We start from the raw sequence: 12,698 nt of genomic DNA on the forward strand, positions 1-12,698 counted from the left end.
CGGACAGCTGCTTGGCGTAAGCGAAAACTTGGGTGTTCAGTTGCTGAGTCATGACTTTGTCCCTCGCGGGGGGATTAAGGAATGTGGAACAAAGCCTAACAGAGCTTTTTGTGCGCTGCAATATGTTTTTTGTTAAGAGACTCGACTGTCACGAAAATTTCAACTGCCGCGAGGATTTAGTGACGAAATCGTGAATATTGCAGTGCGTCAAAAGCTCTCCCGGGAACAGCTTGCCCCTGACGTACACGTCTCATGCACCACCACTTTGTCCAGGCCGGGCAAGGTCGGTTCCAGGCGCTGCCAGATCCAGCGCGACAGCATTTCGCTGGTGGGATTCTCGAGGCCTTCGATGTCGTTGAGGTAATGGTGATCCAACTGCTCGTAGAGCGGCGCGAAGGCTGTTTTGACGTCGGCGAAATCCATCACCCATCCCAGCCTGGGATCCGGCTCGCCGCGCACGTGGAGTTCGATGCGGAAGGAATGGCCATGCAGACGCGCGCATTTGTGCCCCTCGGGCACGTTTGGCAGGCGATGGGCGGCTTCGATCTGGAAAACTTTGAAGATGTGCATGCGGACATTTTACCTGTTCCCGCATGCACGCTTTCGTATGCACCTGTCTTCTAGACTTGGCCGTTCCGTGCAATCGAGCGCCACGCGTGCCCTGGATCAAGCAGCTGCTGCTGGCTCGCTGGTCCCTCGGAGCCGGCTGCATAGAAATCCGGCGGCCCGCTTTGCCATGCATCAAGCACGGGCATCAGCAGCTTCCACGCCCACTCCACTTCGTCGAAACGCAAGAAGTGCGTGCGATCGCCACCGATGGCGTCGGTGAGCAACTGTTCGTAGGCGGAAAATTCGCGATCTTCCGGACTGGCGTAAGGCGCGGTCAGCACCACCGGCCGACCCGCCAGCTCAAGGCCCGGCCGCTTGGCTGTCACCAGCAGATCCATCTGTTCGGTCGGCCGAATGCGAAAGATCATCCAGTTGTTGCCCGCATTCACCGCCTTGGGCAAAGCGCCCGGCACTTCGCGGAACTGCACGGCGATTTCCGAGTAATTGGTCGCCAGTCGCTTGCCGCTACGCAAATAGAACGGCACGCCACGCCAACGCCAGTTGTCGATTTCCAAACGCAGCGCGGCAAAGGTTTCCGTGCAGGAACCTCGTGCGATATCCGGTTCGCTGCGATAACCCGGGACTTTCTTGCGGCCGATCTGGCCCGCACGATATTGCCCGCGTACGGCATGCGCTTCCACGGTCGCCGGCGTGATCGGCACGGTCGAGCGCAACACCTCGACCTTGTGATTGCGCAGCACTTCCGGATCCCACTCCGCCAACGGCGCCATCGCCGTCAGGCTGAACAACTGCATCAAATGGTTCTGCAGCATGTCGCGCAGCGCACCGGCCTTGTCGTAGTAGGCCGCACGTTTCTCGACGCCAAGCGTTTCGGCATAAGTGATCTGCACCTGGGCGATATGTTGCGCATTCCAGATCGGTTCGATGAAGCGATTGGCAAAGCGGAACACCATCAGGTTCTGCGTCGTTTCCTTGCCCAGGAAATGATCGATGCGCAGGATCTGTTCCTCTTCCCAATGCGCATGCATCGCCTGACGCAAGGCCTGAGCGGAAGCCAGATCGGTACCGAACGGTTTCTCGACGATCAAGCGTCGCCAACCGTTGCGCGGCGCCTTGGCAAAACCTGCTTGGCCAAGCGCCGTCGCTGCCACGCCGAACAATGACGGCGGCAGCGCCAAGTAAAACAACGTAGCCGGGCTCAACCTTTCCTTCAATGCAGACAGATGTTCGGCGTCCAGCTCGCCGCCCACGTAATCAAGCTGCTGGCGAAAGCGGTTCCACTGCGCCGGCTTGTAGTCCGGCGCAAAGGATTGCAGTGCCTTCTGGATATGCCGCTCGAAATGCTCGCGGCTCCAGCGCTCTTTGGCGTAACCCACGATGCGCAGGTCACGCGTCAAACCCAATGCATGCAGGCGATACAGCGCCGGCATCAATAATCGCTTGGTGAGATCGCCGCTTGCGCCCAGGATCACCAGCGTCGTGGCCATATTTTTAGTCCTTGTTGCCGGTCTTCTCTTGATGTCCGCCAAAGGCATGCCGCATCGCCGACATGACTTTGTTGGCGTAGAGATCGTTGCCCTGCGAGGTAAAGCGGCCGAACAATGCAGCTGTCAGCACCGGTACCGGCACGCCTTCGTCGATCGCCGCCTGCGCCGTCCAACGCCCTTCACCGGAATCGGAAACGCGCCCGGCGTAACTGTGCAGATCCGGATCACGCGCCATTTCCGCGGCAGTGAGATCAAGCAGCCACGAACCGATCACGCTGCCACGACGCCACAGTTCGGTGATGTCGGCGATCGGAAAATCGTATTGATAGAGTTCCGGGCGCTCCAGCGGCGCCGTTTCCGCATCGGCGGTGCGCTTCTGCTTGCCGGCGTTGGCGCCCTTGAGCACATTCAGGCCTTCCGCGTAGGCGGCCATCAAGCCGTATTCGATGCCGTTGTGAACCATCTTCACGAAGTGCCCGGCACCATTCGGGCCGCAATAGAGATAGCCCTTTTCCGCCGGCGAAGGATCACCGCCGCGGCTCTCGCTGCGCGGCGCGGCATCGACGCCCGGTGCCAGCGCGGCAAACGCGGGCTCCAGTCGTTTGAAGGCAAGTTCAGGGCCGCCGATCATCTGGCAATAACCGCGTTCGCGCCCCCACACGCCACCGCTCACGCCCACGTCCACGTACATGACCTGATGCTTGCCCAGGGCTTCGGCACGACGCAAATCTTCCACGTAGTGCGAATTGCCGCCATCGATCACCGTGTCGCCGGGGTTTAGCAAAGGCACGAGTTGGTCGAGCACCGCATCCACCACGGCCGTGGGCAACATCAGCCACACCGCACGCGGACCATCCAATTTGGCGACCAGATCCTGGATGGATTCGGCCGCCGTCGCACCATGGCTGGCCGCTTCCTGGCGTGCATCGACATGCGTGTCGAACACCACGCAATCGATGCCGGCCTCCCGCATGCGCCGCACCATGTTCAGGCCCATGCGACCCAATCCGACAAAACCCAGTTGCAACTTCTGTGCTGTCCCGGCACTCATGCTCTGTTCTCCCATGCACGGAATCCGCCCGCGAACGCATTGTGGTTGTCGCCACGCCGCACATTGGCCGGCAGTTCATCAAGATGACGCACGTTGCCGCCGCCGAGCACGACGTAGTCGGGCTCCAGCGCGGCCTGCAGTTGTTCGATCACGTCGAACACATGTGCGTGCCATTTTTTCTTGCCCATCTCTTTCAGGCCACGCGCACCGACGTAGTCTTCGAAGGTGCCTTTTTTGTAGGGCAGATGCGCCAGCTCCATCGGCTCGACAATGCCGTCGACGATAAAGGCCGAACCCAATCCCGTTCCCAAGCCGAGGAACAGCATGCGGCCACCTTCGTAACTGCCGAGTGCCTGCATGGCAGCATCGTTGATCAGCTTCACCGGACAACGAAGCGCGCTGCCGAAATCGAAACCGACCCAACCCTTGCCGAGGTTGTAGGGTTCACGCGCGATACGCTCGTGCACGACCGGACCGGGATAGCCAATGGTCACCACATCGTATTTCCAGCTGCGAATGGCCGGACGCAGTTGCTTGATCATGTCAGCCGGCGTGAGCTTGCGACTGGACTTGATCTCCACTTCGCGCTTGTTGCCGCTCACCATCGCCTTGACGTGGCTGCCACCCACGTCGATGACCAGCACCTTCTGTTGCGATGCCACGGCCGGTGCGGCATTGGTTTGTTCCGTCTTGCGGCGCGCCTTGCGGTACCAGGCAATCGCTGCATTGGTCGCGCTGTCATGATGGAGCGCCTTGCGCGGCGATTCGATTTCATCCACCACGCGCAATGCAAGCTGCTTGCCGAGTTCAACGCCCCATTGATCGAACGGGTTGATGTTCCAGATCGCCGCCTGGGTGAACACGATGTGCTCGTAGAGCGCCACCAGCGCACCCAAGGCGTGCGGTGTAAGACGGTCCGCCAGCAACAGGCTGGAAGGACGATTGCCCTCGAACACGCGATGCGGCGCAAGGCTTTCGTTGATGCCTTCTGCCTGCACCTGCTCCAGCGTCTTGCCCATGGCCAGCGCTTCGGCTTGCGCAATCATGTTCGCCAGCAGCAGGTCATGATGGCGGCCGTACGGATTCAGCGACTGGCCGAAGCCGACGAAATCGCAAGGAATCAGCCGCGTGCCCTGATGGATAAGCTGGTAGAACGAATGCTGCCCGTTCGTGCCCGGCTCGCCCCAATACACCGGACCGGTGGCGACATCGACATGCTCGCCGCCGATGGTGACGTGCTTGCCGTTCGACTCCATCGTGAGCTGCTGCAGGTACGCCGGAAAGCGCTTGAGGTATTGCTCGTACGGCAGCACCGCCTGCGTTTCCGCACCGAAGAAATCGGTGTACCACAGGCCCAGCAGCCCCATGATCACCGGCAGGTTGCGTTCCAACGGCGCGGTACGGAAGTGCTCGTCCATGGCATGGAAGCCGGCGAGCATGTCGGCGAATGCATCCGGTCCGATGGCAATCATGGTGGACAGGCCGATCGACGAATCCATCGAATAACGGCCGCCCACCCAATCCCAGAAGCCATACATCTGCTGGGTGGAAATCCCGAACTCTTCCACCGCTTTTGCATTGGTCGACAGTGCCACGAAATGCTTCGCTACCGCACCCTTGTCGCCATTGGCCGCCTTCATCAACCAATCGCGCGCGCTATGCGCATTGGTCATGGTTTCCAGCGTGGTGAACGTTTTGGAGGCGACGATGAAGAGGGTTTCGTCCGGACGCAGATCGTGCACCGCTTCGGCAAAATCGGTGTAGTCGACGTTGGAGACGAAGCGCACCGTCAGCTTGCGATCGGTGTAATGACGCAAGGCTTCGTACGCCATCACCGGTCCCAGATCGGACCCGCCGATGCCGATATTGACGATGTTGCGGATCGGCCGTCCGGTAAAGCCCAGCCAGCTCCCTTCGCGAATGGCGCTGGCCAATTCGCGCATGCGCTTGAGCACCGCATGCACCTCAGGCACCACGTTGACACCATCCACCTTGATCACCTTGCGCGCTGGTGCGCGCAAGGCAATGTGCAAGGCAGCACGCTGTTCGGTGGTATTGACCTTTTCGCCGGCAAACATCGCATCGCGGCGTGCCTCCACGCCACATTCGCGCGCCAGCGCGAACAGATGTTCAAGCGTCTGATCGTTGACGCGATGCCGTGCATAGTCGAGCCGCCAGCCCGCGGCCTCGGCACGATAGCGCTCGGCGCGGCCCGGATCGGCTGCGAACATGTCACGGAGATGTTGTGTTGCCAGTTCCTGACTGTGTGCTTGGAGTGCTTGCCACGCCGCCTTCTCGCGCAAGGCGCTCATGCAACAGCCCCTATGCGCTCGCTTACCGTATCGATCAATTCATGCCAGGACTTCACGAAGGAATCGGCACCTTCCTGCTGCAACACCTTGGCCAATGGCTCGACCTGGATGCCGTGCGCCTCGAACTGCGCCAGCGTGCTGGCGGCGCTGAGATCGTCCAACGTCATCAGCCGCTCCGCCTTGCCGTGATCGGCAAAGGCCAGCAGGGTCTTTTCCGGCATGGTGTTGACGGTGAGCGGAGCGATCAGGTTTTCGATGTACATCACATCGCTCGCCTTGGGGTCCTTGGTGCCGGTGCTGGCCCACAGCAGGCGCTGCACGCGTGCGCCGGCGTTCTGCAAACGCTGTACGCGCGGCGAATTGATCAGCTCGCGGTACTTCGCATAGATCTGCGCGCAGACGGCAAAGCCGAGCTTGTTGTGCAAGTCGGTCGGCACCTTATCCGCCACCTTCACGTCCCAGCGGCTGATGAACACCGAGGCCACCGACGCGATATCCAGATCCAGTCCAGCTGCATGGCGGCGTTCGAGGCCACGCAGCCATGCTTCGGCCGCTGCCTGGTATTGCTCGGGCGAGAACAGCAGCGTGACGTTGATTGGCACGCCGCGGAAGATCAGTTCCTCGATCGCCGGCACACCGGCCGGCGTGCCCGGCACCTTGATGAAGAGGTTGTGCACCGCCGCCTGCTTGTGCAGCATTACCGCCTGCTCGATGGTGCGCTGTGTGTCGTCCGCCAGCAGCGGCGACACTTCCAGCGACACCCAGCCATCCACGCCATGCGTCTGCTGGTACACCGGTTCGAAAATCGCCGCGGCGCGACGCAGATCATCGATGGCCAAGCCGAAGAACACCGTCTCCGGATCGGTGTTGCCGATCCCGCGAATGGATGCATCGTAATCTTTGCCAGCCTTGATGGCCTGGGCAAAGATGGTCGGGTTGGAGGTGAGGCCGGTCACGTGCTTCTGCTCGCGATAACCGAGCAAGGTGCCGTCACCCAGCATGCCGCGGGTGATGTTGTCCAACCACAGACTCTGTCCGAGCCCATGGAGCGTGCGGGTCGGTTGTTCCATTGCAGTACTCCTTCGTGAAATGAGGCAGGTATTCGATCGGGCCGCAACGGCAGAGTTTTGACCTGCCGCGGCATCACCCGGCAGGGTAGCAAGACAGGTGTCACGGTCTGATGACCATCGGGACTATACGCCCGAAGGGTGCGGCTTCGGTACCCGGCTGGAGTGATGTCAGCCACGTACTTCGCGCTAAGAGCAGATCACCCTGATCGCTGCATTGATATGAATGTCGTCGTTTGCTAAACGCTTGCAGAAACCGAAAGCAAAATGCTTAGCGCAGCCAGTCCACGCATCCATGTCGTCCGCAGCGCCATATGGTACGCAACACGTGCGCACTGGCATCAATTCTGGATGATCGTGCATACCGCCGTCGCATCTTGTATTGACGCGCTCCTCGAAATAAATGCACTTCAAGCGCAACTTTAAGGTAGTGACGATCTCGGTATGGCGACAGGTTGCGAGCGCAAGGATGGCAACTCTTCCTTCGCCAATCCAAGTCGTATGCCAGAGCGCTTACGGCACGAAGTCCATGGGCGCGCATACGAGGACTCATAAATTTCGCGTTCGCAAAGACCGCAAACGGCTTAACCGGATGCGAACAAGAACGCCGGTAGCCTGAACTTCCGCGACGCACCATCGAGGCAAGTTTATGGATCCCACGATGTACGATCTGCCGCTTTCCCACGTGGATGAAGACCCCGAAGCCCGTCGTATCTCCACCGAACCCGCAGAGGGTTACGTGTTGGATCCTTGGTCCGGCCTGTATCTGGAAACCGAGCTGGCATACAAGAATCGCCTAGCCCTGAACGAGCCGGCTTAACGAAGTTCTGGAGCAGTTACTGCTCCGCGATGGGGACATCACAAGCCAGACAGTCAGCGCCGATCAAGAGAGATGATCGGTGAGCGGCATGATGCAAATAAGGATGTGGTGGCTATGGGTGCCACCCACTAAGATCGCTAAATACCTGTATTAGATAGCCTTACTTTCGCCAAAGAAGCCGACATACCATCAGAAGTACCATCATGTACGAAAACTAACTGGCGGCGGCGTAGGGCAGCGCCCGTTTGGTCCCTATTGAACCCTCGAAAACCCACTTTTGCTTACAGGCGCCAAAATGTCCGGGTCGTTCGGAAAAAGGTAACCTAGGTAACCCAAACCCAAAAATGTCCATTTACAACAAAGAAAACAATAAGATACGGACAATCGGCAAAGGTAACCTTGAGGTAACCATAAGGTAACTGGTTACCTCAAGAAAAGGTAACCAAGACCAAACCACGCCTTCTTATAAATCAAGCGCTTACGCTCAGGTTACCTTTTGGGTTACCAAGCGTTACCTTCCAGAGGTAACCTTCGATCCTTTTATATTCAAAGACATACACGCGAATTTCGAGCTGGTTACCTGGGTTACCTTTTTCCGAACCCCACCCTGCCTTTCTCGTAAATGTAGGCTCGAACGCGCACACGAACGGGTCGCCGCTACGATCGACTCCAGGGATTGAATATGAGGATGTAGCAGGTGTGGGTAGAACATATGCACAGACATCACGTCGGCAAGGAACCCAAGCATTTCTCCGACGCCACCAACTTCCATCAACCTGCAAGGTAGCGATACCCGTACACCGCTGCACCAACAAGCAGGAACCCGACAGCCCTCTAAGGGTCTCTTCATGGTCGTTTGATTTAATCCATGGCACTATTCGGTGAGCAAGTGGAAGAGCCAGAGGCGTGCCTGGCGGGTCATATAGCAACGGATCGGGGGACTTCGTGGACGATGACAGCGTCGGGCAAACGGCGGATCGAACAGACGTTCGCCTGTTGAATGTTCCGAAGGTCGCTCCGGCCCACTACGACCGGAATTTCATCCGCAATGCTGTCTGCGAACTGCGCTTCCCAACGATCTTCGAGATCGAAGATCAGCGTCCTCCTAGTGGCTTTTGGCGGACGCTACGCAAGGACTTTCCGATCCATAGCGTTCTCAATGGAGTGCAGGTCGGACCGGCATCCATGGCGAAGGCCAATGCGCATCAGTTCACCTCCAAGCGCTCTCGATGGACTGTTGTGCTCAAACCGTCTTCGATAACCCTGGAGACTGCGCAGTACGACTCATTTGACGAGTTCGAAGCCCAGCTCCGCACGGTCATCGCAGCGGCCAAGCATACAATCGACAGCGATTTCTTTACTCGAATTGGACTTCGATACATCAATACTTTGCCTTGCAGACCTCGCGACGTTGCTGGCTGGGTCAATCCAGTGCTTGTCGGCCCACTAGTTGATGGCGTGTTTGGCGATGTTGATGTCCATTTCCAGCAGATACGTGGCACAACCGACTGCGGCGGGTATCTCTTTCAGCACGGCCTTGGCGTCGATGCTGGGCCAGGCATCGGCAAAGAAGGCTACGTACTGGACTTTGATTTCTATCGCGAAGAGGTGGGCGTAGAGGATGCCCTGGCAACGGTCCGACGCCTACACGAGTTGGAGTTTTCTATGTTCAGTTGGGCATTGGGCGACCGAGCTCGCGAATATCTCGCAGCCAAGAAAGGAGCGATCAAATGAGTGCAGTCCTTCGCGAACACACTCCTCGCGTCGGCGAGAGCGTAAGGGGCTACGACACCCCGCAAGCTACTGGTACCCCACGAGCAGATTTTGCCGTACGACACGTAAGGGCCGGCCAAACACTCTTCGCAACAGCAACGGCGATTCCTGAGCCAACGAGGATCGCGGCGGAATCGCTGACTCCCGCCGGTGAAGACACCGGGCTCTCGGAACCTTCCCGCTATGTCCATGAGGTGGACGAAGGTCTTGACATGGTTACTCAGGCACGCGACAGACGCCTGGAGCTGTTGGTTCTTCAGTTCGACCGGCAGTCCACTCCAGAGGACGATGCGCGATTCCATATTTTGACCCAGCGACTGCGACGTTTAGTTCCGAGTGTCTCTGACGCTGCATGGGAAGCCCTTAATGCGACGACCACAACGCTAGAGAGCGTTTCCAGTAACCTCGATAAACTCAAGACCCAGTTTGGGCTTCGGTGAATCCATACACCTATCCGAAGTCCCGTCACGTACGCAGCGAACAGCCCGCTGAGTACAAAACCTACCCGCGATATAAGCCTTTCCTCCGAAAGGAGTTCAGAGAAAAGTGCGTCTATTGCCGCCGACCTGATGGGGGCCTTCACCAGGACTATGGTGTAGACCATTATCGTCCTCAGTCCCGTTTTCCCGACCTAGTCGTCACTTACACCAACCTCTTCTACGCTTGTAATTCATGCAATAGGCGAAAGGGAAAATACTGGCCGACTGCTGCCCAGCTGAAAGCCAACAAATTCATTCCGAACCCATGTGACCATGTGATGTTCCAGCATCTTCGATATCAGGGCGCTAAAGTCGAGGTCAAATCAGTTCCTGGCGATTTCACGCTCCGGCTGCTCGATCTAAATAACCCTGATCTGGTGCGCTATCGAGAAGGAATGCTTGTAATGATTCAGGCCACCGAGGCAACGCGTAAGAAAGCCCTAGATGTCCTTCAGGGCCTAACAACGCTTCGCTCTTCTGGAAAGACTACCGGCCCTCACATCGACGCCGCAATCACCCAAGCCGAAGCGGAATTCCAGAAGGTCGACACCGCGCTTCGAACACTGTCAGGCGAATAGCCCTAAATTTTTTTGGGACATTTCGCGCGGGCATCTAATGCTTCATTTTGCGCCCCCGCCAACCCCATGTTCCAGCGATCAAACCATACGTCAGTCCTGATTTTGCGTGGGCGCGAAGCTGACTCACATGTCTTCGAATTGGACAGCTGCGCGCGTCGTTTTGCGACGTGTCGCATCGCTTGGCAAAACGCGAAATAGGTGCCATATGGCGACGACTACCTGCTGTGAATATGTGCGTCGAAATCAACCTTTAAAGGCAACGCGGGCGTGGCGGGGGCAAGCGCGCGACAAGAGTTGGTCACATCCGCCAGGGTCGTGATCGTATTCACTCTTTACACACAACGCGCCCCTATAAGGTTGCTTGCCGGAAAGTCCTGGCGTCCGCGGTGGGCCCGCCGCAGCATGGAAGCCGACGTCCGACCGGGCGCCCTGCATCTGCAGGGCGTTCGTTTCTTTTCCGAAGTAGCGCCCAGCTCTTCTACCAATCAGGCCAAGCCGACGAGTGGACCACCGCGTCAAAGTTGGCCTGCGAAGGGAGCGCAGGCGTGGCGGGGATCAGCGCGAGATCAGGGTGCCAACGCCCACTCCTTGGGCAGCGTGAAGTTCCGTGCGCAGGGCTTCTTCTTGAATTTGAGGCCATCAAGCCACGATGAGGCCGTGAGCGACGGGCACTTAACGCAAACGCTCGAAGCGGACAATTCCCTACCTGGATTTTTTCCTATTACAGCCATCCAGACTTCTTTGTTAGCTTAGAAAATCACGCACGGAATCCTAGTGATCGGCAAACAGGGGCAAGGGAGTGTCAGGATCACCGTTACTTTCAGAATGGAAGCACAGGGGTGGTGCCGCGCGGCTCCATTCCCTTCGTCGCACTGCTATCAAGCGGGCCTCAGGCCATCCCAACTCTCGCCATAACACATTTGCCGCAGCATCTTCTGTGGCTAAGCAGAGCGCACTATGCGCGCCCGTCACAAGGCTGTTTTTCTACGGCGACAAATGACCTCAAGCAGGCCTTGCCTGGGTATTGCCAACGCATGTGCGTTAGTTGAAGTGCATCTCAAGAATTATTTACGGGGGAACGTAAATGCGCTGGTTGCTGCTGTCTTCAATCACAACCTTGTCGATCGCCGCGGCGTTAGGCGGGGCTATCACCACTGCACAGGCGGGCACTTTAGCCTATCGACAGTGTGGCAGTGGCAACGTTACTACTCCAGATGGCACGCACACCGATGCGACATGCTGGACGGTCGTGGTTGGTTCGGTAGGTGGTCCCGGCGGCAGCGGCGGCGGTTCCGGAGGCCCCGGTGGTGGCGGTGGTACACAAACATCAGTCAGTACGACCATCACCGCCGACAAAAAGAATAGCAAGGCGCCTCCTTGTTTGCGGGTCGGTGATCCGATTGATCCCGGCACGGGTGCAAAGGTGGACATTGAGACCGATTTCGCTCTGCCGGGTGAGATGGGGCTGAAATTCGAGCGGTATTACACCTCGCGGATTTATCTCGGCGATAATCCGACCTCCGTTAGCGGATGGACCGACAATCTCGATTTCGCAATTCACACCATATGTCTGAGTAAAGCAGGCAGCTGCACCACAGCCAGCTTTGTGCGACCAGATGGTTCTCAGATTCAGTTCGCGCAATCCAATGCTGTGGCAACGGGTAATTTCCTCACGGGGCCTTTCACCGAAGTAGGCGGCGGCGGCCTGGCGACTTTGACATATACGCCGAACGGATCGGGGCCTGGCACCTACACCTTGGTCGATGAAGATGCGAAGGTCTATACCTGGACACAGGATCTGACGACCGGTCCTTCCCCAGGGAATAAGGGCATTCTCACTGGCATCCATGACGCATCCGGCATCGGTTGGACCATTACCCGCCCGAACAGCACGACTATGGTGGTCACGCATACCTCCGGGCAGCAGATGACTTTGACCATAACTCCCGGCAGCGACGGACAAGGTATTACGGCGCTGACGGTGACCGATCCCGGCGGCAACAATTACATCTACCAAGCCGCAACCGATAGCGTGTTAGCGACTTGGGACGCTATTCCAGAACAAGTGGCGTCCGTGAGTTTCCCGGGATCGAACCCCGTCACCATTCAATATCAGCACAAGGCATTCAATCCCAATACTCCACAGCTAAAAAATCTGACAGAAGTCGATTACAACGGTGTTGCGCATGACCTAACCACGTACGACACCAACGGCAATGCGACATCGACCAGCTTGGCCGATGGGACGCAAAAGACATCGCTGGTTTATGGCAGCAACGCAACGGGCGCGACAGTTACCATCACCAACCCGTTGGGCCACGTGTCGGTATACCAGTACAATGCCAGCAACCTACCGATCTCGGTAACCGGCCAGGCTTCCGCACATTGCGCCGCTACGCTTAGCCAAATGAGCTACGACAGCAATGGCAATATGCAGTCGGAGGTCGACAACAATGGCAACACGACGACGTATCTATACGCCGCCACCGGCCAGCTTCAGCAGACGGTAGAAGCATCAGGTACGAGCATTGCTCGCACGACCACGTATCAATGGGATAGCA

9 protein-coding genes and 1 pseudogene are annotated in these 12,698 nt (G+C 57.9%); 5 read left to right on the forward strand and 5 right to left on the reverse strand.

What is annotated here, in order from left to right:
* Nucleotides 1-207 precede the first annotated feature (207 nt).
* Genes queD through tal form a run of 5 tightly spaced genes read right to left on the reverse strand, consistent with a single transcriptional unit; the run spans nt 208 to nt 6,490 of the window.
* Nucleotides 208-570 carry a 6-carboxytetrahydropterin synthase QueD gene (gene queD, locus VJR68_RS01450; protein WP_324145768.1) on the reverse strand — a complete coding sequence of 121 codons (363 nt, stop codon included), beginning with the start codon at nt 568-570 and terminating at the stop codon, nt 208-210.
* Between the two features lie 50 nt (nt 571-620).
* Nucleotides 621-2,057: a glucose-6-phosphate dehydrogenase gene (gene zwf, locus VJR68_RS01455; RefSeq protein ID WP_324145769.1), complete on the reverse strand. Its 1,437-nt coding sequence runs from the start codon at nt 2,055-2,057 to the stop codon at nt 621-623.
* A gap of 4 nt (nt 2,058-2,061) precedes the next feature.
* Nucleotides 2,062-3,108: a phosphogluconate dehydrogenase (NAD(+)-dependent, decarboxylating) gene (gene gnd / locus VJR68_RS01460; RefSeq protein ID WP_324145770.1), complete on the reverse strand. Its 1,047-nt coding sequence runs from the start codon at nt 3,106-3,108 to the stop codon at nt 2,062-2,064.
* Nucleotides 3,105-5,420 (reverse strand): glucose-6-phosphate isomerase, encoded by a 2,316-nt coding sequence (gene pgi / locus VJR68_RS01465; RefSeq protein WP_324145771.1) that lies wholly within the window; start codon nt 5,418-5,420, stop codon nt 3,105-3,107. Before pgi ends, gnd begins: the two co-directional genes overlap by 4 nt.
* Nucleotides 5,417-6,490, reverse strand: a complete 1,074-nt coding sequence (tal, locus tag VJR68_RS01470; protein ID WP_324145772.1) for a transaldolase — start codon at nt 6,488-6,490, stop codon at nt 5,417-5,419. The genes pgi and tal overlap by 4 nt, the downstream gene beginning before the upstream one ends.
* A gap of 646 nt (nt 6,491-7,136) precedes the next feature.
* On the opposite strand from tal, the gene VJR68_RS01475 reads away from it, so the two are divergent.
* The 5 genes and pseudogenes from VJR68_RS01475 to VJR68_RS01490 form a co-directional block, all read left to right on the forward strand.
* A complete protein-coding gene (locus VJR68_RS01475) occupies nt 7,137-7,307 on the forward strand; it encodes a hypothetical protein (RefSeq protein ID WP_324145773.1) in 171 nt (56 codons plus the stop codon).
* Between the two features lie 945 nt (nt 7,308-8,252).
* A complete protein-coding gene (locus VJR68_RS01480; RefSeq protein ID WP_324145774.1) occupies nt 8,253-9,041 on the forward strand; it encodes a TIGR04255 family protein in 789 nt (262 codons plus the stop codon).
* Nucleotides 9,042-9,516: 475 nt separating this feature from the next.
* Nucleotides 9,517-9,762: pseudogene (locus tag VJR68_RS22020) on the forward strand (HNH endonuclease); the annotation flags it as partial.
* Between the two features lie 75 nt (nt 9,763-9,837).
* Nucleotides 9,838-10,137 (forward strand): hypothetical protein, encoded by a 300-nt coding sequence (locus VJR68_RS01485; RefSeq protein WP_324145775.1) that lies wholly within the window; start codon nt 9,838-9,840, stop codon nt 10,135-10,137.
* A gap of 1,084 nt (nt 10,138-11,221) precedes the next feature.
* Nucleotides 11,222-12,698, forward strand: a 1,477-nt coding sequence (locus VJR68_RS01490; protein ID WP_324145776.1) for a DUF6531 domain-containing protein, incomplete at its 3' end; no start/stop codon positions are given.

This window comes from Dyella sp. (assembly GCF_035277725.1).
GTDB lineage: Bacteria > Pseudomonadota > Gammaproteobacteria > Xanthomonadales > Rhodanobacteraceae > Dyella_B.

Bases quoted from the DNA above. Each gene is read 5' to 3' on its own strand.
- gnd (WP_324145770.1), bottom strand. From the start codon at position 3,108: ATGAGTGCCGGGACAGCACAGAAGTTGCAACTGGGTTTTGTCGGATTG.
- VJR68_RS01485 (WP_324145775.1), top strand. From the start codon at position 9,838: ATGTTCCAGCATCTTCGATATCAGGGCGCTAAAGTCGAGGTCAAATCA.
- tal (WP_324145772.1), bottom strand. From the start codon at position 6,490: ATGGAACAACCGACCCGCACGCTCCATGGGCTCGGACAGAGTCTGTGG.
- zwf (WP_324145769.1), bottom strand. From the start codon at position 2,057: ATGGCCACGACGCTGGTGATCCTGGGCGCAAGCGGCGATCTCACCAAG.
- queD (WP_324145768.1), bottom strand. From the start codon at position 570: ATGCACATCTTCAAAGTTTTCCAGATCGAAGCCGCCCATCGCCTGCCA.
- VJR68_RS01475 (WP_324145773.1), top strand. From the start codon at position 7,137: ATGGATCCCACGATGTACGATCTGCCGCTTTCCCACGTGGATGAAGAC.
- pgi (WP_324145771.1), bottom strand. From the start codon at position 5,420: ATGAGCGCCTTGCGCGAGAAGGCGGCGTGGCAAGCACTCCAAGCACAC.